This window comes from Ruminococcus sp. B05 (assembly GCF_003628495.1).
Taxonomy (GTDB): domain Bacteria; phylum Bacillota; class Clostridia; order Lachnospirales; family Lachnospiraceae; genus Schaedlerella; species Schaedlerella hominis.
In genome coordinates, this window is the sequence record NZ_RBZR01000015.1 from 12,852 (window position 1) to 35,561 (window position 22,710).

Annotated in this window: 37 protein-coding genes; 36 read left to right on the forward strand and 1 reads right to left on the reverse strand. The window is 45.4% G+C overall.

Translation table 11 applies throughout. The features are described 5' to 3' along the window. Positions 1–187 precede the first annotated feature (187 nt). Entirely contained in the window at positions 188–1,558 is a 1,371-nt protein-coding gene (gene dnaA, locus D8Q48_RS11220) for a chromosomal replication initiator protein DnaA (RefSeq protein ID WP_117990341.1), read from the reverse strand. Positions 1,559–2,109: 551 nt separating this feature from the next. Here dnaA and D8Q48_RS11225 point away from each other — a divergent pair. The 36 genes from D8Q48_RS11225 (at position 2,110) to D8Q48_RS11395 (ending at position 22,583) form a co-directional block, all read left to right on the forward strand. Beyond that, the gene (locus D8Q48_RS11225; protein ID WP_117684733.1) at positions 2,110–2,304 is read left to right on the forward strand and encodes a helix-turn-helix domain-containing protein; all 195 of its coding nucleotides are present in this window, start codon (positions 2,110–2,112) and stop codon (positions 2,302–2,304) included. Positions 2,305–2,330: 26 nt separating this feature from the next. After that, positions 2,331–2,606, forward strand: a complete 276-nt coding sequence (locus D8Q48_RS11230) for a hypothetical protein (RefSeq protein ID WP_121056505.1) — start codon at positions 2,331–2,333, stop codon at positions 2,604–2,606. 368 nt (positions 2,607–2,974) lie between these two features. Further along, positions 2,975–3,154, forward strand: coding sequence for a hypothetical protein (locus tag D8Q48_RS17040; RefSeq protein ID WP_130647834.1), 180 nt, complete (start codon positions 2,975–2,977; stop codon positions 3,152–3,154). Positions 3,155–3,316: 162 nt separating this feature from the next. Then, a complete protein-coding gene (locus D8Q48_RS11235) occupies positions 3,317–4,078 on the forward strand; it encodes a hypothetical protein (protein WP_121056507.1) in 762 nt (253 codons plus the stop codon). A 1-nt stretch (position 4,079) separates the two neighbouring features. Then, the gene (locus D8Q48_RS11240; protein WP_117941920.1) at positions 4,080–4,565 is read left to right on the forward strand and encodes an RNase H family protein; all 486 of its coding nucleotides are present in this window, start codon (positions 4,080–4,082) and stop codon (positions 4,563–4,565) included. Continuing rightward, positions 4,510–4,800, forward strand: coding sequence for a hypothetical protein (locus D8Q48_RS11245; RefSeq protein WP_130647835.1), 291 nt, complete (start codon positions 4,510–4,512; stop codon positions 4,798–4,800). The genes D8Q48_RS11240 and D8Q48_RS11245 overlap by 56 nt, the downstream gene beginning before the upstream one ends. Before the next feature lie 2 nt (positions 4,801–4,802). Then, positions 4,803–5,288: a hypothetical protein gene (locus D8Q48_RS11250; RefSeq protein WP_117941922.1), complete on the forward strand. Its 486-nt coding sequence runs from the start codon at positions 4,803–4,805 to the stop codon at positions 5,286–5,288. Between the two features lie 9 nt (positions 5,289–5,297). Further along, positions 5,298–7,427 carry a PcfJ domain-containing protein gene (locus tag D8Q48_RS11255; RefSeq protein WP_121056511.1) on the forward strand — a complete coding sequence of 710 codons (2,130 nt, stop codon included), beginning with the start codon at positions 5,298–5,300 and terminating at the stop codon, positions 7,425–7,427. A 10-nt stretch (positions 7,428–7,437) separates the two neighbouring features. Further along, positions 7,438–8,790 (forward strand): hypothetical protein, encoded by a 1,353-nt coding sequence (locus D8Q48_RS11260; RefSeq protein ID WP_121056513.1) that lies wholly within the window; start codon positions 7,438–7,440, stop codon positions 8,788–8,790. Next, entirely contained in the window at positions 8,787–9,170 is a 384-nt protein-coding gene (locus D8Q48_RS11265; protein ID WP_121056515.1) for a hypothetical protein, read from the forward strand. Before D8Q48_RS11260 ends, D8Q48_RS11265 begins: the two co-directional genes overlap by 4 nt. Then, complete coding sequence (locus D8Q48_RS11270) at positions 9,139–9,486, forward strand: hypothetical protein (RefSeq protein ID WP_121056517.1); 348 nt, start codon at positions 9,139–9,141, stop codon at positions 9,484–9,486. Before D8Q48_RS11265 ends, D8Q48_RS11270 begins: the two co-directional genes overlap by 32 nt. Further along, positions 9,465–9,710, forward strand: a complete 246-nt coding sequence (locus tag D8Q48_RS11275) for a hypothetical protein (protein WP_118064101.1) — start codon at positions 9,465–9,467, stop codon at positions 9,708–9,710. Before D8Q48_RS11270 ends, D8Q48_RS11275 begins: the two co-directional genes overlap by 22 nt. 12 nt (positions 9,711–9,722) lie before the next feature. After that, positions 9,723–9,980 (forward strand): winged helix-turn-helix transcriptional regulator, encoded by a 258-nt coding sequence (locus tag D8Q48_RS11280; protein WP_117684575.1) that lies wholly within the window; start codon positions 9,723–9,725, stop codon positions 9,978–9,980. Further along, positions 9,973–10,386 (forward strand): single-stranded DNA-binding protein, encoded by a 414-nt coding sequence (locus D8Q48_RS11285; RefSeq protein WP_117941928.1) that lies wholly within the window; start codon positions 9,973–9,975, stop codon positions 10,384–10,386. Before D8Q48_RS11280 ends, D8Q48_RS11285 begins: the two co-directional genes overlap by 8 nt. Before the next feature lie 9 nt (positions 10,387–10,395). After that, a complete protein-coding gene (locus tag D8Q48_RS11290) occupies positions 10,396–10,734 on the forward strand; it encodes an ASCH domain-containing protein (RefSeq protein ID WP_117684572.1) in 339 nt (112 codons plus the stop codon). Continuing rightward, a complete protein-coding gene (locus tag D8Q48_RS11295; RefSeq protein WP_117684571.1) occupies positions 10,731–11,099 on the forward strand; it encodes a hypothetical protein in 369 nt (122 codons plus the stop codon). The genes D8Q48_RS11290 and D8Q48_RS11295 overlap by 4 nt, the downstream gene beginning before the upstream one ends. A gap of 2 nt (positions 11,100–11,101) precedes the next feature. Beyond that, complete coding sequence (locus tag D8Q48_RS11300) at positions 11,102–11,701, forward strand: hypothetical protein (RefSeq protein WP_121056519.1); 600 nt, start codon at positions 11,102–11,104, stop codon at positions 11,699–11,701. Next, entirely contained in the window at positions 11,698–12,195 is a 498-nt protein-coding gene (locus tag D8Q48_RS11305; protein WP_173692384.1) for a hypothetical protein, read from the forward strand. Before D8Q48_RS11300 ends, D8Q48_RS11305 begins: the two co-directional genes overlap by 4 nt. Further along, the gene (locus D8Q48_RS11310; RefSeq protein WP_118064095.1) at positions 12,164–12,508 is read left to right on the forward strand and encodes a DUF551 domain-containing protein; all 345 of its coding nucleotides are present in this window, start codon (positions 12,164–12,166) and stop codon (positions 12,506–12,508) included. The genes D8Q48_RS11305 and D8Q48_RS11310 overlap by 32 nt, the downstream gene beginning before the upstream one ends. Then, positions 12,505–12,903, forward strand: coding sequence for a hypothetical protein (locus D8Q48_RS11315; RefSeq protein WP_121056521.1), 399 nt, complete (start codon positions 12,505–12,507; stop codon positions 12,901–12,903). Before D8Q48_RS11310 ends, D8Q48_RS11315 begins: the two co-directional genes overlap by 4 nt. Then, positions 12,861–13,205: a hypothetical protein gene (locus tag D8Q48_RS11320; RefSeq protein WP_121056523.1), complete on the forward strand. Its 345-nt coding sequence runs from the start codon at positions 12,861–12,863 to the stop codon at positions 13,203–13,205. The genes D8Q48_RS11315 and D8Q48_RS11320 overlap by 43 nt, the downstream gene beginning before the upstream one ends. A gap of 12 nt (positions 13,206–13,217) precedes the next feature. Continuing rightward, positions 13,218–13,631: a hypothetical protein gene (locus D8Q48_RS11325; protein ID WP_121056525.1), complete on the forward strand. Its 414-nt coding sequence runs from the start codon at positions 13,218–13,220 to the stop codon at positions 13,629–13,631. A 128-nt stretch (positions 13,632–13,759) separates the two neighbouring features. Next, positions 13,760–14,101 carry an HNH endonuclease gene (locus D8Q48_RS11330; protein ID WP_117684566.1) on the forward strand — a complete coding sequence of 114 codons (342 nt, stop codon included), beginning with the start codon at positions 13,760–13,762 and terminating at the stop codon, positions 14,099–14,101. A 1-nt stretch (position 14,102) separates the two neighbouring features. Then, a complete protein-coding gene (locus D8Q48_RS11335) occupies positions 14,103–14,393 on the forward strand; it encodes a hypothetical protein (RefSeq protein ID WP_121056527.1) in 291 nt (96 codons plus the stop codon). A gap of 1 nt (position 14,394) precedes the next feature. Next, on the forward strand, positions 14,395–14,607 hold the full coding sequence (locus tag D8Q48_RS11340; protein ID WP_121056529.1) for a hypothetical protein: 213 nt from the start codon (positions 14,395–14,397) through the stop codon (positions 14,605–14,607). Between the two features lie 94 nt (positions 14,608–14,701). Beyond that, positions 14,702–15,019 carry a P27 family phage terminase small subunit gene (locus D8Q48_RS11345; RefSeq protein WP_059085968.1) on the forward strand — a complete coding sequence of 106 codons (318 nt, stop codon included), beginning with the start codon at positions 14,702–14,704 and terminating at the stop codon, positions 15,017–15,019. Continuing rightward, positions 14,997–16,694, forward strand: coding sequence for a terminase TerL endonuclease subunit (locus D8Q48_RS11350; protein ID WP_243116286.1), 1,698 nt, complete (start codon positions 14,997–14,999; stop codon positions 16,692–16,694). Before D8Q48_RS11345 ends, D8Q48_RS11350 begins: the two co-directional genes overlap by 23 nt. A gap of 21 nt (positions 16,695–16,715) precedes the next feature. Further along, the gene (locus D8Q48_RS11355) at positions 16,716–17,915 is read left to right on the forward strand and encodes a phage portal protein (protein WP_117684558.1); all 1,200 of its coding nucleotides are present in this window, start codon (positions 16,716–16,718) and stop codon (positions 17,913–17,915) included. Further along, positions 17,899–18,687 (forward strand): head maturation protease, ClpP-related, encoded by a 789-nt coding sequence (locus tag D8Q48_RS11360; protein WP_059085966.1) that lies wholly within the window; start codon positions 17,899–17,901, stop codon positions 18,685–18,687. Before D8Q48_RS11355 ends, D8Q48_RS11360 begins: the two co-directional genes overlap by 17 nt. A 12-nt stretch (positions 18,688–18,699) precedes the next feature. Next, entirely contained in the window at positions 18,700–20,160 is a 1,461-nt protein-coding gene (locus D8Q48_RS11365) for a phage major capsid protein (protein ID WP_121056531.1), read from the forward strand. A gap of 7 nt (positions 20,161–20,167) precedes the next feature. Further along, on the forward strand, positions 20,168–20,470 hold the full coding sequence (locus D8Q48_RS11370) for a hypothetical protein (protein ID WP_117684553.1): 303 nt from the start codon (positions 20,168–20,170) through the stop codon (positions 20,468–20,470). After that, entirely contained in the window at positions 20,451–20,879 is a 429-nt protein-coding gene (locus D8Q48_RS11375) for a hypothetical protein (RefSeq protein WP_117684551.1), read from the forward strand. Before D8Q48_RS11370 ends, D8Q48_RS11375 begins: the two co-directional genes overlap by 20 nt. Continuing rightward, complete coding sequence (locus D8Q48_RS11380) at positions 20,869–21,240, forward strand: HK97 gp10 family phage protein (protein ID WP_117684549.1); 372 nt, start codon at positions 20,869–20,871, stop codon at positions 21,238–21,240. Before D8Q48_RS11375 ends, D8Q48_RS11380 begins: the two co-directional genes overlap by 11 nt. Continuing rightward, the gene (locus D8Q48_RS11385; protein WP_117684548.1) at positions 21,237–21,563 is read left to right on the forward strand and encodes a hypothetical protein; all 327 of its coding nucleotides are present in this window, start codon (positions 21,237–21,239) and stop codon (positions 21,561–21,563) included. The genes D8Q48_RS11380 and D8Q48_RS11385 overlap by 4 nt, the downstream gene beginning before the upstream one ends. Positions 21,564–21,566: 3 nt before the next feature. Then, complete coding sequence (locus D8Q48_RS11390) at positions 21,567–22,181, forward strand: major tail protein (RefSeq protein WP_121056533.1); 615 nt, start codon at positions 21,567–21,569, stop codon at positions 22,179–22,181. A gap of 12 nt (positions 22,182–22,193) precedes the next feature. Next, on the forward strand, positions 22,194–22,583 hold the full coding sequence (locus tag D8Q48_RS11395; protein WP_121056535.1) for a hypothetical protein: 390 nt from the start codon (positions 22,194–22,196) through the stop codon (positions 22,581–22,583). The last annotated feature ends 127 nt before the right edge of the window (positions 22,584–22,710 follow it).

The following is a 22,710-nucleotide window of genomic DNA, read 5'->3' on the forward strand; positions in this document are numbered from 1 at the left end:
CGTAGGGGCTGTGGAAAAGTGGATAACTACCCGCAAGCCTTGAAACACAAGGGCTGAGCCACTTTGATAACTATGTTGAATTCCATGGGATAAGGTGGAAAGTAAATGGGGATAAAAATTTTGCGTTATCCACAGAAATGAAGCTTTCCACTGCTTATCCACAGAGTTTTAACATAGTTATTCACATTTATACGGGATTTATCTTCTTTTTTATAATATTGATAGTATTATTTAACGCTTCATCGGTAGTAATATCGTGTTCTATTTTTTTAACTCCATGGCTGATAGAAGCATGATCTTTCCCTCCAAGGATAGCGCCGATTGCTTTCAATGGCGTATCTGTCATACAACGGCAGAGGTACATGACAATCTGACGTGGAAGTACAATTTCAGCGTTTCGTTTTTTACCTTTGATTTCTGTTACCGGTACATTAAAGTGCTCGGAAACAACATCAATGATCAATTCAGGTGTGATTTCTCTATTATTATCAGGAGATACGATATCTTTAAGAGCTTCAGCTGCAAGAGGAATATCGATTTCTTTTTTCTCAAGATTAGCAAGAGCAATCAGTTTATTCAAAGAACCTTCCAGTTCTCGAATATTGGATTTTACGTTATTGGCAATATATTGCATAACATCATCCGGAATATGGTAGCGCTCTAATCCGTCCAATTCCTCTTTCTTGCGAAGAATCGCCATTCTGGTTTCGTAATCAGGAGACGAAATATCTGCGATTAGTCCCCATTCAAAACGGGTACGCAAACGAGCCTCCAAAGTTTCAATGTCTTTTGGTGGCTTATCACTGGAGATAATAATCTGTTTTCCTGCTACATGCAGATGGTTAAATGTGTGGAAAAATTCTTCCTGCGTACTTTCCTTTCCTATAATAAACTGGATATCATCGATTAAAAGTACGTCATTATTCCTATATTTTTCGCGAAATGTGGTCATTGCCAGTTCATTTCCGTTTTTACCGACTTTCAAAGCATCGATCAGTTCGTTCGTAAAAGTTTCACTTGTTACGTAAAGAACCTTTTTTGATGGATCATTTTCTAATATAAAATGTGCAATAGAGTGCATCAAATGGGTTTTTCCAAGTCCAACACCTCCATATAAGAAGAGAGGGTTATAGATTTCTCCAGGTGATTCCGCTACTGCAAGGGAAGCTGCATGTGCAAAATTATTGTTGCTTCCTACAACAAATGTATCGAAAGTATAGCGAGGATTTAGATTAGCATTCTCGAAAATAGCGTTCGACTGTTGTTTTTTTGTTGTTGTTTCTTTCTTTTTCTTAATAATAACACTGTCTTCAGTTACAAAAGAGACCTCATATTCCGTACCGGTCACTTCTGCAATACATACCTTAAAAGGAAGAAGATATTTATCTTCAATGTGTTCCAGACTTGCTTTTAATTTCACAAGAATGTATACCGTATCATCGGTAACTTCATAAACAGTAAGTGGTGCAATCCACGTATTGTATGAAATATTCGATGAACAGTATTCTAATTTCATCTTATTTAGGATTTGCTCCCAATTTTTTTCTACGGTGTTCATCAATCGTACTCCTAATCCATATAATATCTCCAAATCTGTTCGTTAGAGAGACTTTTACTTTTATAGTGTACATCAAAATATCCACATAAGCAATGAAAAAAGATGTGAATAACTCTTATGAACACTTTCAACACGTGAAAAAAGTTGAAAAATAAGACTTTTTTTGTGAAAAAAATATTTTTCAACAAGTTATTTTGCAGTTATACACAGGTTTTTCACAGAAATTCACAAAGTTATTCACCCCATGTGGATAACTTTGTGAAAAATCGTGGATAACTGGTTCTAAAACACAAGATATAGGGGCGAGTATTCACTTGAAGTAGCAGAACTATGTAAAAAATGAGTTTTCCACAAATGTGAATAACGAAAAAAATGAAAAATATTTAGAAGAAAGCGAGAAATATGGATAAATTGTAGAATGAAATTCGACAAGAGATAGAAAAATCTCTTGCCGGATTTCTTTTTTATTTACGGCGAGAAAAAGAAAGCGTGCAAGAGTGAAAAACAAGCTCTTGCACGCTTATTTTATTTTCGGAAAGGATGTGAACATAGTGGCAAGAAAAAAAACAAAGAGACTCCGGTATGAGGACAGAGTAATTATTGAGAGAATGAGCAAGGCTGGAAAAAAAGTGGCTGATATAGCCAATGAGATCGGCGTTCATAGAGATACGATCTATAAAGAATTTACACGATGCGGAGCCACTAAAGAAACGTATAGTGCAGAAAAAGCACAGAGAGAAATCTAATTGCGCGGGCGCAAAAAGGAGAAAAGATGAACAGAAAACAGAGACGAAAGATGCGGAGAATCGCGGGAAAAATCCGAGGATGGATTTTGACGGCCATGGCAATCATGGCGGCATACTTGGTATTGTGCGGAGTCGGGATCACAGAGATGCCAGAATGGGGACCGGACTGGTATCCGGTGCAGATCTGCATGGTTGTGATCGGCGGGGGGTGGCTGATAATGTTCATGGCCGCAAACGGAGCTTTCGATGAGATGGATTTATATGATGACGAAGATGAGGAGGATGAGCCATGGGAGGAGTAGGGATTTTCCTGAGTGGAATGGCAGCAGGAGCTTTTCTGGGTGCACTAACAGTGGTAGTGATCGCACTGGTAATGGCAAAACGGAAATAATGAGGAAAAGAAAGAGCGCTCTCTGCATGGGCAGTCCATAGGCCGGTCCGATTCCGGCAGAGCGCAATCCGCGGAAAGGCATCCGCGAATATGCACAGCAAGCCAACAGCTGGCGCATAGGTACCGTGAAAAAATGGCGGTGGTCACTCCAAACCAGAGAGAGTGTGGATGTTCAACAGGTTTTCGTCCTTTTTAATGTGAAAAGGCAAACACGGTATACAAGAGCCGAACAAAGGAGAGCGGTCAACATGATAAGAGCGCCGCCGAAAGGATAAATCAATGAGTAGACATGTAATGGGAGAGAATCCTGTGAAGATTATCAGATGGAGCGGACCTGTGACATTTCCATCCGGAGAGGTTGGATATATGATCTGCAGATCCGGAAGTCTGGAAGAATGCCGGGAATATGCCGAACAGGTAGCGAAAGAGTTCGGAGTAACCGTGGAGGCAGTAATTTGAGCAATAAAAAAGCTGACGTTTCGGAGACGCCAGCCGGTTCACAATAAACGTGAATAACCTAGAATCATAGTACCATTGTGGGCCGAAAAAGTCAAGAAAAACGGGGCATGAGCTGACCCCGTTCGGACTTGATAAAGATATTAAAGATAGGACACAGAGACTATGGTTAAGAGAAAGAGATACAGGTTCAGACAGGGAGATGTCATTGATGTAGAGGAGTTCCATGATGGTAGGTATGGAGGTCCTGGAACAGGGAGGGCAAAGAGAGCCAAACCGACAGAGGAACAGATGAGGGCGGTCAATGCTCAGAACAAAGCCAAGAGGTGCAGACAGAGAATGCTGGAGTATTTCCGTGAGGGAGACATCTTTGCGACATGGACCTATGAAGTGAGAAACAGGCCACCAGATATGCAGGCGGCATTGAAAGATTTTCAGAAAGCCATGAGATACGTGAGACGTGAGTTCAAAAAGCGAGGATATGAGGTTTTCTGGATAAGAAACATAGAGAGAGGCACAAAGGGAGCCTGGCACATTCATCTGGTCATCAATGAGATTGGAGACACAGCCAGTATCATCACAAAGGCATGGACAAAGGGAGGAACCTGGTCCATTGAAATCAAGAATAGCAAATACTATGACGAGGATTTCACAAAGCTAGCCAACTACATGACCAAGGATGAGCATACCACTGAGGAGAAGAAAGACGGGAAACCGGGAAAACCGAGACTCAGCGAGGCAAATTATAACACAAGTCGCAATATGCCATTGCCGGAGCCAAAGGTTGACAAGCTCCGAAGATGGAAAGAAGAACCAAAACCCAAAAAAGGATATTACATTGCCAAGATCCATGAGGGTATCAATCCGGTAACAGGATACAAGTACCGGAGATATACCATGATCCGGTTGAAAAGGAGGCGGGAATAAAATGCAGCAGGTAAAAATCTACATAGAGACAGACAGTTCCTCTCCGAAAGCCACAGAAAAACATTATGGATATGTGCTGGAGGTGATGGTCTCCGGCCAGGCAGTAACCCGTGAGGGTTTTGGAAAGATAACAGGGACATATCATCAGACCGTACTGACAGCACTGGCAAAAGCCCTGGACAGGTTTAACCAGTCCTGTGAGGTCTGCATCTGCACAGAGGATGATTTCGTTCTCAATATGCTGGAGCGCAACCTGGCCGTATGGGCTGGGAATGAGTTTCTGACCAGTAAGCGGAAACCAGTGGCCAATCAGCAGGAGTGGATGGAGATATGGAGACTGTCAAACAGGCATCTCATACTGACAGAGCCGGGAAAGCATGAATACACCGGCTGGCTGCAGGGAGAAATAGAAAAGCGAAAGAGGGATGATGATGGAACACAAGATCACAATCATGAAATATCAGCTGATGTTTCCAAGAATGACTAAAAAGCTGTTCGATGAGAAAGAGAGAATATACCAGATCGCAGCCATCTGCATCAGACTGGACGAACTCCAGACAAAAGGCGCAGTGCTACAGAAAATGGGAAAACCGACAAAGAACGGCACCAAAATGACGTTTGCGCCGGTGCAGCGTCCTGGAGAGTGTGAGGCGGAGATGCAGAGAATCCTGGAAGATGGGAAAAAGCTGGGCATGAAATTTAAAGACAAAGAGGAGGAATAGCAATGTTTGAGAAGTTTGGAGAACTCAATTCTTTTGGAGAAATCAATGAGCTTGCGGAGAATCTGTTCAATGAGGGAGACACAGAGTCACTGAGAGCCATGGCAAAGGAGAACGGAATCCAGAGTGATTTCGTGGATATGTATCTGCAGGGAGAAATTCCGGTACTGTGCGATCAGCTGACAGCGGCACTGGGAAAGATTGATGTTGAGGTGGCAGAACTGAAACCGAAAGAAATCATGGAGGACTGGGTGGAGTACCTGAGAGGCCAGTGCATGGAAAATGAGTTGCTGGCATTCAATGTCCGGAAGAAAGGAAAGTCACTGAAAGGCTGCATAGCAGCGCTTTTGATGTGGTCGTTCAAGAATCAGCAGACCGTGGACAAGGATATCATCAAGGCAGCAGGCGTATCTGCAGGAAAGGTCACGCTGGGGATCCCGGGCATGGCCAGAGCAAAGCAGATCATCACGGACTACTACATGGGAAAGTAGGTGGGACGGATGAAAAAGAAAGCGATTGAAAAAATACCGTATTTCGGGTTAAAGAAAACCAGCAGAAAGAAAGATGTCAAATACATTGGTGTCACGGCGGTCAAGATTGTTGGACACGAAAAGCATCTTTTCCTGGAGGTATACAGGAACAAAAAGAAATTGAAAGACACTCCAGTAGTGCGGATCGTGACCACAAAGAAAGATTTCGGAACATATTATCCAGAAAAAGACACATGGACCAGAGAAAAGATAGAAGCAGAGGGAGGATGGGGCAGACTCATCTGGCAGCAGAATGGAGATGCATCCGGATGGCAGCAAATAGAAAAAGAGAGTCTCCTGCAGAGCGCGGAAGATCTGGAAAGGTTAAAAAAATTCTGTAAGGGAAATGTATGGAATGAGAACAGATGGTGGGAATACATATACAACCTGCAGGATGACATTGTAACAACGGCAAGACGGAACAGAGAACACAAGGCGTATATGCGCCGCCAGGAGGCACTGGCAGATAGAATGGCGCACACCAAAGAACTGCCGGAGAAAGAGATCCTGGACAGAGCTGACAGATTGTATTTTCACAATCAGCATTATCTGTATTACAAAAAGCATGGTTGCTGGGCACATATAGCCTGCAGCAAGTGCGGAGGAGTTACAGATGCGAGATGGAAAAGCGGAATTTCCTACGAAAGCCAGTTCCAGAGATGGACGGAAGAACCGAGAGAGGGGCACTATGGCACCTGCCCAATGTGCGGAGCGCGTGGAGAGTACAAGTGCCAGGGAAAAGTGAAAGGCACTTGTGACAAATATATCCATCTATTCCTGGGTCAGAAGTACAAAGAAAACGGAATGGTCATGCGTTATGTGGAAGTTGGGAAAAAGTGGACACTAGGATTCATTTGTGGGGATAAAGGTCCGGAGATGTACAACGCAAGTGAAGAACTCTCCGGAGTGGAGATTGCGAGAGCATATTTTGAGCCAGGGAAAAAAGTCCAGATAGACTATCACAAGCATGATCCGTACATGGGGAAAGATTTCTGGGATGACTGCAATTTGTATGGAATGGCAAATATCCCCATCGGTGCCGGTCTGATCATGTCAGAGACATACGAAGAAATGAAAGGGACAATATTCCAGTACAGTGCATTACAGGAATACGCAAAGAGCGTGAGAGAGGTCAATCCGATTGACTACCTGGAGCGTTACAGTCAGACGCCACAGATTGAGGTTCTGGTAAAAATGGGACTGACCGATGTGGTAGAAAAACTGGTCAAATGCTACTACGGCATTGTTGCTGATGAGAATGCAAGACGGCCGGATCAGTTCCTGGGAATCCGAAAGGAAAGAGTAAAGCAGCTTATCAGAAAGAAAGGAGACACACACCTACTGGGAGTCATGCAGATGGAGAAACGCCAGGGACAGAACTGGACGGATGAACAGGTGGAGCACCTAGCAGAAACAAATCTGAGCGGAACACAGGTGGAAATGGCAACCAAGTACATGACCTTGCAAAAATTACTCAATCGCATAGAGAAATACTCCGGTTGTGAGTATGGGACAGAGTGCAGCAGTGCCTCAGCCCGGATCAGACACACGGCCACAACCTATGCAGACTATCTGAGCATGAGAATAAACCTGGGATACGACCTCAACAACACGGTATATCAACAGCCGCAGGACTTAGAGGCGGAACATAACAAAATGGTCATGGAAACCAACAAAGAAGAAATGGACAAACACCTCAAAGAGGTGGCAGAGCGTTATCCGGAGATTCGGCACGTTTACAGAGGACTCAGAAATAAATATCTCTACGAAGATGATAAATATATCATCAGACCGGCCAGATCGGCAGAGGAAATTGTCATGGAGGGGCGTTTGCTCCATCATTGCGTGGGAGGAAACACATATCTGGCCAAGCACAACACTGGAAAGACGTACATACTGATGCTGAGATTCAAAGAAGAGCCTGACGTTCCGTACATCACGGTTGAGATAGATGCAAAAAATCCAAGGATATTGCAGTGGTACGGGGACAAGGACAAAAAACCAGATGAAAAGAATATGCAGTTATGGCTGAACACCTGGCTGATGAAACTGAAAACAGGAACGCTGACAGAAACAATCCAGACGGCGGCAATAACGTAAGGAGGTAAACATGGAATATGTGCAGATGACCCTGGATGACTGGGTACAGATGAAACAGAAATTGAAACAGGAACTCCTGGGAGTGAAACAGAGTTTTGTCCGGATCGGATACGCTCTGAGACAGATTGACGATCAGAAGCTCTACGAACAGGACGGATACAAAAGCATAGCGGAATTTGCTCAGGCCGAGTATGGCCTGGGACCGTCTATCACAAGCAGGTTTATGAGCATCAACCGGGAGTATTCTATTGACGGATATTCCGAACAGCTCCGGCCGGAATATGCAGAACTGGGCAGGAGCCAGTTGGAGGAGATGCTGAAACTGCCAGACGCTGACAGACAGATGATTCAACCGGAAACGTCCAGAGAGGATATCAGAGAGCTGAAAAGGTTTAACAAAACCGAACCGGCAGCAGGCGTGGCTGATGATATCAGTCAGCTGGTCGAAAGGTTCTATCAGGACAATGAACTCATACTCAATGCAGTATATGGGGAGGAGTTTGATGAGCAGACAATCAACAGATTCATTGAAATAGTAAATCCGGCCGGAAACCGTTCGTACAAAAAAGGACTGTATTTCATGATGATGTATGAAAACCGTGTCACATTTAAGAAATTCGGAGATACGCCAAAGGATATGACCTGGTGGGAGTTCTATCAGCTGACAAGGGAGATTTTCGATGATACGGCAGCAGGGGCTAAGACCTGGCAGAACCATTTTGGAGGAGCGGATGATGAAGAAAGCACAGTACAGGATACGGCCAATGAGCCAGGAAGAGAAGAAAATGCAACAAAAGCTCCTAAGCCAGAGGATGACGGTGGAGCAGTTGGAGAAACTGGCGCTGATGATGTCCAGGAGATTGAGAAAGGAGGCATGGAAGATCATGGAGCAGCTGATGAAGCAGGAACAGGACAAGAGGAAGATGACACCGATGGAGAAGAAAGCGGCCAAGCAGATTGTGAAGAACCTGCAGAGAGGACCGATGAACAGACAGGAGCGCAGAGCCAGAGAGAGGAAATTGCGCCCGCGCAAAAATCCACGGAAACACTAGAAAAAGAGGAGGTTGAGGATGATGAAACCGGAGAAAATGAAAGCTCAGACGCAGAAAATCAAACAGCAGAATCTGAACCGGAAACGGCCGAGAGAGAGCAGACAGAAGAAACAGAAGTCATAGAGGCGGTATATGGTACCAGAAAAGAGTACATGGACAGGCTGTCAGAGCAGGGAATGGCGGAATATATGGCTGATGAATACAAGAGCCACCGGTTGCTAGTGACAGATCTGGCAAATACATGGAATTTGTGCAAATGGCTCAGTGAAAAGGTTGACCGGTTTGGAAAACCGATGGAGGACGCAAGATGATAAAGATGACAAGAGTTTACGGAGATATGTATGTGCCAAGAGAGTATTGCACGTTTACAAATCCGGTAACGAGTGGAGGAACTGAGGAAGTTGACTATGTAGATATGCCATGTGAGAACGGATGTGAAAAAGAGTGTGAGAATTGTACATTGCAGAAAATCATGAATGAGTATGCGAGGCTAACAAGGCAGGATATAGACGAGAAGAAACGACATTGTGAAGAATGTGAAAACTATAAAGAGATCAGAAAAGGGTCGAGAGGAGGGAAGAAAGGAATATGCAGGATACTCAGACCATCGGAAGTGAGAAACGGACGAGCGAGAGCCTGCAAAAGATTCCGAGAACAAAATGAACAAACGACAGGCAAAGAAACAGTATAAAAAGATCCACGGTCACAATCCCCCAAAAACAGCGGTAACGAAGTATACACCGGAAGAAATGGAGGCAATGAAAGCATACAATCTCACACCGGAGGATATTGAAAGAATCGGAAACGGCCTGAGAGACGCATTTGCAGAGATGTTCAAAACGCTCCAAAGAGTTGCGGAGAGCATGGCCAGAGTGTTTGAAGATATGGGAAAGAAATACAGCAGACCAGTTATAGAGACAGAGGAGCCGCCGGTGGTAGTGGCCAGAACCCTGTCAGAAAGGAGAAAGAAGTGCAGGAGAAAAGGGTGGAGAGTATCAGAGAGGTAGATTTCTCTGGTCTGAAAGTCCCATTTGTAGCGGTATACGGTCATCCGGACGATTTCCCGGACAAATACGTGGCCAGAATCTACGAACTGGACAGAGCGACAGATACAATCATGGTCAAAGAAACACTGGAAGAAATAGAAATGGATATCAAAGAGCACACGGCCATGACATTCATTCCAAGAGGGACGGCAGATGTGCCGTCTCTGGTGGGCGTCTGGATGTAGGAGGGCAGCAGTATGAGAAGTGCAAAGGAATACAAAGCAATCCGGGAAGAAATCTATAGATTTATCGGCGCATACATAACAAAACACGTATACGCGCCAAGTAACAAAGAGATAGCAGAGGCTGTAGGAATATCCGGAACAACAGTGCACAGACACCTCATTGACATGATTGATGAGGGCATTCTGGAGACTGATGCAGAACCAGGAACACAGAGAGCAATCCGGATCAGAAACACACAGGTAGTGAAAAGGAGAAAAAAGAGTGAATAAGGTCATTTTGATGGGACGTCTCACACGAGATCCAGAGGTGCGATACTCAGCAGGAGACAATTCCACAGCGGTTGCCAGGTACACACTGGCAGTCAATAGGAGATTCAAGAGAGATAATGAACCGACAGCGGATTTTGTTCCGTGTGTGGCGTTCGGTAAGGCGGCGGAGTTTGCAGAGAAATGGTTTCGCCAGGGAATGCAGGTGGCAATTTCTGGAAGAATCCAGACAGGGAGCTACACCAACAGAGAGGGCAGAAAGATCTATACCACTGAGGTAGTCCTGGAGGAGCAGGAGTTCGCAGAAAGCAAAAGAGACGGAAATGCACCGGTTCCACAACCTGCAGATGCCGGAGATGGATTCATGAACATTCCGGACGGCATTGAGGACAATATTCCATTCAACTAGGAGGACAAGATGCTGATATTACCAATAAAACGAAAATGGTTTGATATGATCCTCTCCGGAGAGAAAAAAGAGGAGTACAGAGATATCAAGCCATATTATGACACAAGGCTCATGGATGCATTCGGAATGATCTGGGTGGGAGATGAACTGATCCGCGCTCCAATGCCGGAACTGCAGAAAAACAGAGTGCAACTGGTGGCATTCCGGAACGGATACGGGAAAGATGTACCGACAATATGGACAGAGTGCTCACTGTCGGCCGGATATGGCCGGGAAGAATGGGGAGCAGAACCAGGAAAGAAATATTATATTTTAACGATTGAGAACATAGGAGGCATGAAGCTATGAGAAACATAATCAACATGATAATCAAAATTGCAATCATCTGGGGAGCAGCATGGATGTTCCCGGAGTATGTAAAGATACAGGATACAAGGACAATGGTTCTGGTAGTGGCAACGCTCCTGATAGCGTCAATCGTTCTGACAGTGATAATGATGGGAGTCTTGATTCTGGCGGCACTGCCAGGAAACGGGGTGGGAATAGGAATAGCCATGCTGATAACGATTATCATGGCATTAGCATCCGGAATAATACAGCTGATGGCAGCAGTGCATTTTGTTCCGGGATTTGAGATACACGGAAAACTCACATACATCATTCTGGCACTACTGATGGCTGTATTTTCGATTGAGGAGAAAAAGGAGGCATAACAATGTTTTTATCAACGAGCGTATTAAACAATTTGATGAAAAAGGCATACAAGACCGGCCTGGTGGTAGCCAGGACGCAAGATGCACAAGGAAATGATTGGCTGTATCTGGCCGGATCATACTGGGAGGTAAGTGTCAACAAGGATTTCATTCCAAAAAAAACACTGGGAGACATCATCACACTGATCGGAGAGCTGCCAAGACCGGGAGAACGGTTCAAGGCAACGAAAGAGGGAAATCAGATTGAGATTGAGATGCCGATGGCAATAAACGAGGATGGATTCGGAACGGATACTCTGACCATCACTGACGTGATCCTGATTGGAACACAGGGAACCGCTCAGAGGCTCCTGCAGGACGAGCTGACCGGCCAGATCTATCCGATCAATAACGTATTTATTTCAATCATCAACAATGCAATGGTAGACAAGGACGGAGGCGAGTACGAGGTCACAAAACCGTTTTTTAATTCTTACAGAGGAATCCTCTGGAAAAACAATGTGTGCAAATTGCGGGCACACTTCCGGACGGATGACAAAAACATAAAAGTTTTGGAAAACCTGAAAGGAGTAGATATCACACCGGAGGTACCAGAAGAATGATGTACCCAAAACCACAACGAAAGAAAAAGAGGAAAAAACACAAAGCCAGTATCCTACACTGCAAGGACGGCACCTGCTATCTCTGCATGAAATTAAAAGGGGACTATCGGAGATATCCGGTAGTCCATGAACATCACATCTATGATGGCCCTAACCGCCAGAACTCTGAGGCGGAGGGCTTAAAGGTGTATTTATGCTTAGACCATCATATCATGGGGCCGGAGGCAGTACATAACAATCACAAGAATATGCGGATACTGCACAGAGACGGACAGAGAGCATATGAGAGAACGCACAGCAGAGCAGAGTTCATGAGTCTGATCGGCAGGAACTATCTGGACGAAGAAAAACAGGAAGAACCAAAAAAGGACACAAAAGACGGGTTCATGTTCCTGGAACCGGACTGTATCGGATGTTTTGGTGCATCAGAGAATCAATGTGAGCGTTGCGAGGAGAAAAGACATGATAAAAAGACTGAGACACTGGCTGATTGAGGCCAGAAAGAAGAAATGCCGCCATTGCTGTCTCTGGTGTGAATACTGGGATATATGCAGGTGGGATATACCGGAAAAACACGGATGGATAGACATTGCGGATGATTTACCAGAGCCGGAAACATTGGTGCTGTTATCGTTTGAAGAATGCGACCATACGGAAGTTGGCCAGAGAATCATTTACGATGACGGAAAAGAGGCATTTCATCCATGGGATAGCTATATCGGAAATATGCCATATTACGAGATGGATATGACGGTAAATGCATGGATGCCGTTGCCGAAACCATACAGGAGAGGAGGAACACATTGATAGAGACACAGGAAATGATTGCGATACTGGCCGTTGTGATAGTGGCCGTGTTTGTGATTGTAGTCGGATTCGATTGTATAAAAGACGGAATGTGCGATATAGGAGCAGTGATTCATGACATTATCGCAGCTCCTGTCCGACATTACAGACAGAAAAAGCTCATGGAACAGATGGAACAGGAATGGGAGAATTACCTGGAGAAGAACAGGGCAAAAATGGTCAGGAATTTGATGAAAGAGCAGCAAAGACATTTTTCCACGAGCATCGGAGAAAAGCACACTGTAGAGGAGTGGGGAAAGGCTCTGGAAGAATTTGCGGAGTATCAATGTCAGCAGGATAAGGAGGAAAGAACATGGCAGGATCATATCATGGACAGGTTCATGAGGAGAATCTGAAAAGACTGAAGGAGTTTCATCAGGTATCAAAGAAAAACAGATACAGAAAGTGTCTGGTCACTTGCTCTGAAAAGAATCCAAAGGGCAGGACGAGAAAAGTACAGAGAAAGGCACTGTTTCATAAATGGGATGAAATCAAACAGGTTATAGATGCGTCTCCGATGATCGGAGGACACCCAGGAGGCCAGATAGCGTACACATTGGGAATTGTGGAATTTATGGACGGAACCGTGGGACAGGTATCTCCGGGATATATAAAATTTCTGGATACTGAGGACTTTGCGGGAGATTGTAACGAGTAGGGAGGAATAAAGATGCCAAACGTGCGACCACTGAACAAAAAGAAATATGGGATAAGCAAACACGCATTCGGAACGGCGTACTCATATTGTCTGCAATATCCGGAATGGAGAGAGGAGCTGGGCAGCAGGACATCAACCGTCAAGAGTCCTCAGATAACCGGAATGCCAGGGGCGCACAACGGCAGTGATGCAACAGCCAACCTGGCAGAGCGCAGAGTAGAGTTGCGTGAGAAGATGCATAAAGTTGAGGATACAGTCAGGGATGCGGTAGGGGACAATAAGAGCCTCTATGAGTATCTGCTGGAATATGTGACAACGGAGGGAGCAACGTTTCACTGGATGAAGCAGAAAGGGATACCGTGTGAGAGGACATATTTCTATGAGGTCAGAAGATATTTCTATTACCTCATGGCGCACCGAATCTGAAAGTGCGGTACTCACAGGACAACTTTTATGTTATATTGATAAGGTCCAAAAGATGAGAACCAAGATTCTCAGACGTTATCCCTCACAAAAGCTCCGGAAAACCCGGAGCTTTTTTCGTTGGAGGAGACATGACACAAGAACAGATTGATTATGTGAAAAAGTGCATCAGAGAGGACATTCACAGATTCTACGTGTGGGGACCGTGGAAGAAAGTACGCAGAGAGGTTCTGCAGATGGATCATGGAGAGTGCCAGAGATGCAAGGCAAAGAAGATATACACGAAAGCTACGACAGTGCATCATGTGAACTATGTCAAGAAACATCCGGACATGGCTCTGGAGATATGGTATGAGTGGCATGGTGTACGAAAAAGGAACCTGGTCAGTCTGTGCCACGACTGCCATGAGGCAGTGCATGGATACAGGAAACCAGAGAAGAAAGAAACTCTGACAGAGGAAAGGTGGGATTGATATGGCAAGGACAAGCGATACAGCAGATTATATGGTCACACAATGCCAGGCGTGCGGAATGCTGAATGTGATACCGAGAGAGTATTCAGATGGTCGAGTGTGTGCGGATTGTTCAGGAGGGCCATTGATGCCGATGGGATACGCAATACTACAGGAGAGACCAACGAGCAGAATCACGGTGCAGGTAGATGTGGAACGTGACCAGTTAGACAGATTGATTGATGATGTGGCAACAGTCAATGACACTGTGGACGGAATCATTCAGAAGATAGGGAAAATAAAAGAGGGATAACATGAAGCAGGAACGGATCATCAAATGCGGAGGACAAAAGATAAAGGTATTCAACTGTGATCCGGAAAAGAATACGCAATGTGACAAAGAGTTCTGTATGCATAATATAAATGCAATAGACGGGCTGTGCAATCACACAACGAATCCGGATTTTGCTCTGGAAATTGGACAGAAAGCACAGAAAAAAGCGTATACCCCCGGTCGAAAAAATTAGCGTTTTAATTTCGACCACGGAGACCGGTGGGTGGCCTCGACAACGCCGAGAAAGTTCGCACATGATAAAAAAATAAAAAATAGGGGGTGGGAATATGGCGCAAAAAAAATCGGATATATTAGAAAGTTTAATTTCTCAGCTTGAGAAAAAACAGGCTGATATTTCATGTTTTTTGGACCTCATAGATGACTATATGGCCCTCTACGATATCAAGAAAAAGCTAAAAACAGACATAAAAAAGAGAGGAGTATCCTATGAGGCACAATCTGCATCCGGCAAGGCCACCATCATAAAACAAAATCAATCCGTCAAAGATCTGGTGGCCGTAAATAAGCAAATGCTTATGATATTGGACAAGCTGGGTCTGACCACGGAGAAAACCATAAGGGATGACGATGATGACAAACTGTGATCCACGAATAGAAGCCTACATGGAGGCAGTGGAGACAGGAAAAGTGGAGGCGTCCAAAGATGTCAAGGCACTGATGAAACATGTCAGAAAGTGTTTTGAGACGGAGGACATCTATGTGGACCAGCAGCAGCTGACGGACTACCTGGGACTGGCACGATATTTCCCGTATGATGAGGTTTTTCCGTGGCAGCAGTTCGTGATTGGACTGCATGACTGCACGTACTGGCGGGAGAATGGACGGCCAAGGTGGCCGGATCTGTTCTGCCTGATTGGACGAGGTGCGGGAAAAGACGGAACAATAGCGCTGGAATCAACGGCACTGGCATCCGAATACAACGGAATCAGAGAATATGACGTTGATATCTGTGCGAACAATGAGGACCAGGCTCTCCGGCCGGTACAGGATATCGTTGGAGCATTCGAGCAGCCTAAGTGGCTCAAAAAGCTCCAGCGATTTTTTAAGTGGACAAGGGAGAAAGTGGTCTGCAAGAGCACAAGGTCAACGATAAAGGGACATACAAACAATCCGGGCGGAAAAGATGGTCTCCGCTCCGGAATGGTAGTGCTCAATGAGATTCATCAGTATCAAGACTATAAGAATATCAATGTATTTACGACCGGCCTGGGAAAGAAGAAACACCCACGCCGGTCATATTACACTACCCAGGGAGATGTCAGGGAGGGACCGCTGGATGATCTGCTGGAGACAGCAGAGGGAATCCTATTCGGAGGAGAACCGGACAACGGACTACTGCCGTTTATCTGCCGGCTGGACAGCAAGGCAGAGGTACACGATGAGAAGAACTGGGAAAAGGCAAACCCATCGTTGAGATACCTACCGGATCTCATGGAGGAGATCCGGAAAGAATACAGAGACTGGTTGAAACGGCCTGAGAAGTTCACGGCATTCATGACCAAGAGAATGAACCTCCCAGACGGTTCCAGCGAGATCAAAGTGTGTGCTTATGAAAGAATCAAAGCCACTAACAGACCTATACCGGTAGATGATCTGGTGGGAAGAATGTGCACCTGTGGCATCGACTTCTCAAAAGTCACTGATATGATTTCTGTCAATCTCCATTTCAGAGACGTGGATACCAGGTATGATCTAAACCATTCCTGGCTCTGCCTGCAGTCAAAAGACTTGCCAAGAATAAAGGCACCATGGAAAGAATGGGCGGATCAGGGACATATCACACTGGTTGATGATGTGGAAATCCACCCGGAGCTGATCGTGGACTATATTGCAACGCAGATGGAATACTATTCGATCAAGAAAATGGCAATAGATGATTTCCGCTATGCTCTGGTGGCCAAGTATCTGCAGAACATTGGTTTTGATGCAAAAGTGTACAAAAACCTAAAACTGGTAAGACCGTCAGACATCATGAAAGTTGCGCCGGTTATAGACAGCTGTTTTGCAAATGACTATTTCGTGTGGGGAGATAACCCAGTGTTGCGCTGGGCAACAAATAACACAAAGATGGTTAGATACGGCCGGAAACCGGGAAAGGAAGATGATGCCGATATTGGAAACTTTGTATATGCAAAGATTGAGGCAAAGTCAAGAAAGACAGACCCTTTCATGGCATTGGCTGCATCTATGACGGTAGAGGATGACCTGCCGTATGCTCAGAGCGTAAGCGCACCGGATCTGGGCGTATTCACATATTAGCGCAGAAAGGAGGAAACAGACATGGGATTGAGTCTCAGAAAGCTATTCAAGGCAAGAGAAAAACCGGAAGAAGATGTGCAAAGAGTATCATCTGTGGAAATTGCAGATCAACAGGTTCGTGATGCAGTAACAGAAATATGTCTGAGAGAGCTGGCGTTCTGGACTTGTGTAGGGAAGATTGCCAACGCTCTGACAAAATGTGAATTTCGCACGTTTTACGAGGGAGAGGAATTGTTCAAAGATGAATATTATCTATGGAACTACGAACCGAACCGCAACCAGAACAAAGCAGAATTTTTATCAAAGGCTATGGAGCAGTTGTTCCGGAACAATGAGCTTTTGATTGTAGAGAGCTATGACGGACAGCTCCTGGTGGCTGATGATTTTTCCGTGACGAAAAATGCACTGTATGGAGACACTTATACCAATGTGCAGGTGGATGATTACACATTTTCGCGGTCATTCCGAAGTTCAGACGTGCTTCACTGGACACTCAACAACAAGAATGTAAACCGGATCATGCAGCACCTGTATGACTCATACAGCAAGCTGATTGATTATTCTGCAAAATCGTATCTCAAAAGCAGAGGCAGCAGGGGAACCCTGAACATTTCGGCAATGGCTCAGAGTGACAAATTGTTCAATGAGAAACTGGAAAAGCTCATGAATGAGTATTTCAAGTCATTCTTTGAAAGCCCAAACGCTGTCCTGCCACTGTTTGAGGGGTATTCATACACAGACATTGGCTCAAAGACTTACAGTGAGGGAACCAGTCGTGATATCAAGAGTCAGTATGATGACATCTTTGACTTTACAGCCAGAGGATTCTCCATGCCGCCTACACTGGCCAAGGGAGACGTGCAGGACACCGAGAAAGCAGTGGACGAGATGTTGACGTTTTGCCTGGACCCGCTTGCACAGATGTTCATGCAGGAAATCAACCGCAAGAGGATTGGAAAAAACGGGATACAGAAAGGAACAAAGCTACAGATCGACACCATGAGAGTCAAACATATTGACATGTTCGACATTGCAACATCAGCAGACAAGCTCATCAGCTCCGGAATCTATACAGTGAATATGATTCTGAGAGCACTGGGAGAGATTCCGATAGATGAGGATTGGGCAGACCAGCATTTCATCACGAAAAACTACTCAACTATCCAGGAAATCCTGGAAGAACAGCAGAAAGGAGGTGGGAAGAATGCCAAGACAGGATAAAGTATTTGTATGTTTTCAGAAAGCAGAGGACGATACTCACAAATTATACATCTATGACGATGTGACAGCATACGGCACATTTAACTGGAGCACATGGAGCTATGAGGAATCGGAGACATCTGCAAAGTATTTCCAGGAGCAGCTTGCAGCAATTCCTGATACAGCAACCATTGAGCTGCATATCAACTCAAACGGAGGATCTGTCAAAGAGGGCGTGGCGATCTATAGCCAGCTGAAACAGAAGAACTGCAAAAAGGTTGGATATGTGGATGGAGTTGCCTACAGCGTAGCGTTCCTGATCCTGCAGGCGTGTGATGAGCGCGTTATGGGACTGGGAACATCTGCATTGATTCACAATATGTGGATGAGTGTGGATGGAAATGCCAAAGAACTCAGAAAAGCAGCAGATGATCTGGATACGCTCATGGAGTCAAACAGACAGATTTTTCTGGAAAAATCAAACCTGGAAGAACAGCAGCTCATTGACATGATGGAGGCAGAAACATTCCTAACACCGGAGAAAGCTCTGGAATACGGCCTCATTGACCGGGTAGACAGCTACCAGGCTGATGATAAGGATGTACAGCAGAGACTGATGAGCCGCGTGCAGCAGCTGTCCGGTGTGATTGCACAGCAGAAATCATTTCGGGAACAGTTGGAGTCTATGCGGCAGCAGGGAGGAGAACCAAAACCTCCGGTACCGACTCCAAAACCAGAGCCGGAAGAAAAGAAACTCACAAACCAGTTAGCAAAATTATTCCAAAATATGTAAAGGAGAACTGATATGAAGAATAAAGACGTATTAGCAATGGAAAAGGCCAAGATCGTTGAAAAAATGAATCAGGCCATCAAAGATGACGATGCAAAAGCATTCAGTGAGGCGTTCACTGAGCTGTGCCAGAAGATTGAGGACAATGTTCTGGAGCAGGCCAAAGAGATGCTGGTGGAGCAGGATGCAACAATTCTGGCACAGAGAGGTGTACGCCAGCTGACATCCAAGGAAAAACAGTATTACGAGAAAATCATTGAGGCTATGAGATCCACAGATCCGAAACAGGCTCTCAATGAAGTTGAGGTGGTTATGCCGGAAACAATCATTGATTCTGTCTTTGATGAACTCCAGACAAACCACCCGCTCCTGTCCAAGCTGAATGCAACCACAGTGACAGGTCTGACAAGAATGATGATGAATACAAACGGCGAGCAGAAAGCAGCATGGGGCAAGCTGACAGCCAAGATCATCGAGGAGCTGACATCTGGGTTCAAAGAGGTAGATGTAACACAGGAAAAACTGAGCGCATTCCTGCCGGTTTCCAAGGCTATGCTGGATTTAGGACCGACATGGCTGGATACATACGTGCGTCAGGTGCTCTATGAGGCACTGGCAAACGGGCTGGAGTACGGTATTGTACAGGGAACTGGAAAAGATGAGCCAATCGGTATGATGAAACAGGTCGGAGAGGGCGTTGTTGTGACAGGCGGAAAATATCCGGACAAAAACGCTATCAAAATGACTGCACTGGACATGACACAGATGGGAAATGTTACAGCAATCATGGCCAGAAACGACAAAGGACAGGCAAGAACTGTCACAAGCCTCATTTTGTTGGTTAATCCGGTGGATTATTTCCGCAGAGTGCTCCCGGCCACAAGGATGCTGACGCCGGATGGAATCTATGCATCTGTGCTCCCGGTGGACGCTGAAATCATTCAGAGTGCAGCTGTTCCGGAGGGAAAGGCAGTATATGGAATGGCAACCAAGTATTTCCTGGGCGTTGGAATGGCTAAAAATGGAAAAATTGAATATTCTGACGAATACAGATTCCTGGAAGATGAGAGAGTATATCTCATCAAGCTGTATGCTCATGGTTTCGCACTGGATAACAATGCTTTCCAGGTTCTGGATATTAAGGATCTCCAGCCGTTACGTTTCAAGGTTGTAAGCGAGACAGAAAAAGCAAAGACAGATGATGCAACACTGGCAGATTTGAAAGTTGGTGCACTGAAACTGTCTCCGACATTTGCAGCAGGAACCACAGAATACACAGCAACCACACAGAATGCGTCCAACACAATCACAGCGGTACCGACAAGTTCCACAGCGGAAATTGAGATCACGGTGGGAGATGTGAAAGTGACAAATGGAGCAGCAGCAAACTGGTCCGAGGGTTCCAATACTGTGACTGTAAAAGTGACTGACGGAGCACAGACAAAGAGCTACAAAGTAACAGTGACAAAGGAGTAAATGAATTATGGCAGACGATAAAGACAACAAGCTCCTAAACGAGATCAAAAATTATCTGGAGATAACCTGGGATGATTCCCTGGGAGATGAGAAGATGAGGGGCATGGTCAAAAGAGGAATGGCTGCCATAAGCGGAAAAATAGGGGAGTGCAATTTCTATGAGGAAACTCAGGAAAAAGCGCTCCTTTTTGATTATGTCATGTATGCCAGAGCTGGGGAGATACCTCAATTCTGGCAGAATTACAGAGATGAGATCATTTCTCTGCAGATAGACAGAAAGGTGGACGGATATGCCGCGGATCAGCAGTAAGCATTTTGAAAATTTTGGAGATGGTCTGCTGACGATCTGTGAAGCAGACGAACGGAGTCTGACTAGAACAAAACTGGAGCATATACGTTTTGGAAACAGGACGGTAGGCGTGACCAGATACTGGCAGGCGCAAACGGCCGGAAACCAGGTGGATAAGCTCCTGGCAGTTCCACTGGAGATACTGGATGCGGAGCAGATCGAGGTCAACGATGTGATTATTCTGGAAAATGAGACGGACTGGTTATGGGATAACATGACATTTGACGAGTCAGAGATGAAAGACCGGGCCGGACATTATCAGATTAAGCAGGTACAGCCGAAGTACGACACGAAACCACCGGCGCTGTACCTGTCACTGGAAAAACTGGTGCACCCATTCAAAGACGGGAGGGATTCTGGTGGCGGTTAAAATTGGAGATCTGGCCAAGGCTGTCATGAAAGAGCTGGACGATTATGGCGTTGCGGTTGGCCTGGAGGTTGAAAAAGTATCCAAGGAAGTTGCCGAGGATACGGCCAAAATGCTGAATAAAACATCTCCAAAGCTGACAGGAGACTATGCAGCGTCATGGACTTACGGGACAGGAGAAACCAAACGGACAAAGCATACAATGGTTGTCCATGCGGAAAAACCGGAATACGCTCTGACACATCTCCTGGAAAAAGGCCACCAGAAGCGAAGTGGCGGAAGAACAAAGGCCATAGTGCATATTGCACTTGCAGAGGAGGCAGCAGTAGATGAGCTAGAAAAGGAGCTGAGGACGAGACTATGACAAAAGATCAGATTGAGCAGATGCTGGGAGAAATGGGAATCCCGTTCAGATATCATCATTTCACACAGAAAGAGATGCAGGACATCCCGCTCCCTATTGTTGTATGGCTGACACCGGGAACAGATAATTTTTTCGCAGATGGCAAGACATACAAAAAGATAACGAAACTGGATATTGAACTCTACACAGATGACAAAGACTGGGAGCTGGAGAAAAAGTTGGAGGAAATCCTGGACAAACATGACATTGCCTGGGAGCAGACAGCCTCTGAGTGGCTGGAGTCGGAGAAAATGTGGGAGTCGCTATATGAAATGGAGGTATAGAAAATGACTGGAACAGAGAACAAAGTCAAGTACAACATTAAAAACGTCCATGTGGCCAAGCAGACAGAAAAGACTACAGAGGGAACAACTACATACACGTATGATAATCCGAAAAGTATTCCTGGAGCGGTCAGCATCAGCCTGGACGCACAGGGAGAGATTTCCAAGTTCCACGCAGACGGAATTGCGTACTATGTGACAAGCGCAAACAACGGATATGAGGGAGATCTGGAAATGGCACTCATTCCGAGCTGGTTCCGCGTGGAAATTCTCAATGAAGAACAGGACAGAAATGGCGTCCTTGCGGAAAATGCAAACAAAACAACAAATCCGTTCGCTCTGCTGTTCGAGTTTGATGGAGACGTGAAAGCAATCCGCAGATGCTTATATAACTGCACATGCACAAGACCGTCTATTGCATCCGAGACAAAAGAGGAGACAGTAGACCCTGGAACAGAGACACTGACAATCACAAATAGTCCGAGAAAAGACGGTCTGGTAAAAGTACAGACAGGACCGGACACAGCAGATGGAACATATACAGGTTGGTACAACAAAGTATATGAGCCGGTTGCCACGACAAGCGAGGTGGCACAGGCAGCTGAAACAAAGAAATAGGAGGGATAGATTATGCTGAGAAAAAAGGTGGAAATTGATGGCAGAGAGGTGGAGTTCAAGGCGTCAGCAGCGGTGCCGAGAATCTACCGGATGAAATTCCGCAGAGATCTTTTCTTGGATTTGCAGAAAATCACAAAGTCTGTGAAAAAGAAAGGCAAAAAAGAGGATAAGGAGTCAAGCGAGATTCCGATTGAGGACCTGGAAATGTTTGAAAATATCGCGTATATCATGGCACAGCACGCGGATCCGGAGAATGTACCGCCGGATATCATGGACTGGCTGGAACAGTTCAACACATTTTCCATTTATCAGATCCTGCCTGCCATTCTGGAACTCTGGAATATGAATGAGGAGACGAAAAGTCAGGCAAAAAAAAACTTAGACCGAGTAGCCGGGAGCTAAACACTCCATTATTTCTCCTGAGATGCTGTCAGGTCGGGATCTCTATCCGGGATCTGGATCTGGTTACGGTCGGAATGGTCATGGATATGTTTACTGAGCAACAGAATGATTCATACAAATATCCAAG

Bases quoted from the DNA above. Each gene is read 5' to 3' on its own strand.
- dnaA (WP_117990341.1), bottom strand. From the start codon at position 1,558: ATGAACACCGTAGAAAAAAATTGGGAGCAAATCCTAAATAAGATGAAA.
- D8Q48_RS11305 (WP_173692384.1), top strand. From the start codon at position 11,698: ATGATGTACCCAAAACCACAACGAAAGAAAAAGAGGAAAAAACACAAA.
- D8Q48_RS11370 (WP_117684553.1), top strand. From the start codon at position 20,168: ATGGCAGACGATAAAGACAACAAGCTCCTAAACGAGATCAAAAATTAT.
- D8Q48_RS11385 (WP_117684548.1), top strand. From the start codon at position 21,237: ATGACAAAAGATCAGATTGAGCAGATGCTGGGAGAAATGGGAATCCCG.
- D8Q48_RS11375 (WP_117684551.1), top strand. From the start codon at position 20,451: ATGCCGCGGATCAGCAGTAAGCATTTTGAAAATTTTGGAGATGGTCTG.
- D8Q48_RS11310 (WP_118064095.1), top strand. From the start codon at position 12,164: ATGATAAAAAGACTGAGACACTGGCTGATTGAGGCCAGAAAGAAGAAA.
- D8Q48_RS11270 (WP_121056517.1), top strand. From the start codon at position 9,139: ATGAACAAACGACAGGCAAAGAAACAGTATAAAAAGATCCACGGTCAC.
- D8Q48_RS17040 (WP_130647834.1), top strand. From the start codon at position 2,975: ATGAGTAGACATGTAATGGGAGAGAATCCTGTGAAGATTATCAGATGG.
- D8Q48_RS11265 (WP_121056515.1), top strand. From the start codon at position 8,787: ATGATAAAGATGACAAGAGTTTACGGAGATATGTATGTGCCAAGAGAG.
- D8Q48_RS11250 (WP_117941922.1), top strand. From the start codon at position 4,803: ATGTTTGAGAAGTTTGGAGAACTCAATTCTTTTGGAGAAATCAATGAG.
- D8Q48_RS11245 (WP_130647835.1), top strand. From the start codon at position 4,510: ATGGAACACAAGATCACAATCATGAAATATCAGCTGATGTTTCCAAGA.
- D8Q48_RS11330 (WP_117684566.1), top strand. From the start codon at position 13,760: ATGACACAAGAACAGATTGATTATGTGAAAAAGTGCATCAGAGAGGAC.
- D8Q48_RS11365 (WP_121056531.1), top strand. From the start codon at position 18,700: ATGAAGAATAAAGACGTATTAGCAATGGAAAAGGCCAAGATCGTTGAA.
- D8Q48_RS11345 (WP_059085968.1), top strand. From the start codon at position 14,702: ATGGCGCAAAAAAAATCGGATATATTAGAAAGTTTAATTTCTCAGCTT.
- D8Q48_RS11390 (WP_121056533.1), top strand. From the start codon at position 21,567: ATGACTGGAACAGAGAACAAAGTCAAGTACAACATTAAAAACGTCCAT.
- D8Q48_RS11260 (WP_121056513.1), top strand. From the start codon at position 7,438: ATGGAATATGTGCAGATGACCCTGGATGACTGGGTACAGATGAAACAG.
- D8Q48_RS11325 (WP_121056525.1), top strand. From the start codon at position 13,218: ATGCCAAACGTGCGACCACTGAACAAAAAGAAATATGGGATAAGCAAA.
- D8Q48_RS11235 (WP_121056507.1), top strand. From the start codon at position 3,317: ATGGTTAAGAGAAAGAGATACAGGTTCAGACAGGGAGATGTCATTGAT.
- D8Q48_RS11240 (WP_117941920.1), top strand. From the start codon at position 4,080: ATGCAGCAGGTAAAAATCTACATAGAGACAGACAGTTCCTCTCCGAAA.
- D8Q48_RS11335 (WP_121056527.1), top strand. From the start codon at position 14,103: ATGGCAAGGACAAGCGATACAGCAGATTATATGGTCACACAATGCCAG.
- D8Q48_RS11290 (WP_117684572.1), top strand. From the start codon at position 10,396: ATGCTGATATTACCAATAAAACGAAAATGGTTTGATATGATCCTCTCC.
- D8Q48_RS11320 (WP_121056523.1), top strand. From the start codon at position 12,861: ATGGCAGGATCATATCATGGACAGGTTCATGAGGAGAATCTGAAAAGA.
- D8Q48_RS11295 (WP_117684571.1), top strand. From the start codon at position 10,731: ATGAGAAACATAATCAACATGATAATCAAAATTGCAATCATCTGGGGA.
- D8Q48_RS11395 (WP_121056535.1), top strand. From the start codon at position 22,194: ATGCTGAGAAAAAAGGTGGAAATTGATGGCAGAGAGGTGGAGTTCAAG.
- D8Q48_RS11360 (WP_059085966.1), top strand. From the start codon at position 17,899: ATGCCAAGACAGGATAAAGTATTTGTATGTTTTCAGAAAGCAGAGGAC.
- D8Q48_RS11355 (WP_117684558.1), top strand. From the start codon at position 16,716: ATGGGATTGAGTCTCAGAAAGCTATTCAAGGCAAGAGAAAAACCGGAA.
- D8Q48_RS11340 (WP_121056529.1), top strand. From the start codon at position 14,395: ATGAAGCAGGAACGGATCATCAAATGCGGAGGACAAAAGATAAAGGTA.
- D8Q48_RS11280 (WP_117684575.1), top strand. From the start codon at position 9,723: ATGAGAAGTGCAAAGGAATACAAAGCAATCCGGGAAGAAATCTATAGA.
- D8Q48_RS11255 (WP_121056511.1), top strand. From the start codon at position 5,298: ATGAAAAAGAAAGCGATTGAAAAAATACCGTATTTCGGGTTAAAGAAA.
- D8Q48_RS11300 (WP_121056519.1), top strand. From the start codon at position 11,102: ATGTTTTTATCAACGAGCGTATTAAACAATTTGATGAAAAAGGCATAC.
- D8Q48_RS11230 (WP_121056505.1), top strand. From the start codon at position 2,331: ATGAACAGAAAACAGAGACGAAAGATGCGGAGAATCGCGGGAAAAATC.
- D8Q48_RS11350 (WP_243116286.1), top strand. From the start codon at position 14,997: ATGACGATGATGACAAACTGTGATCCACGAATAGAAGCCTACATGGAG.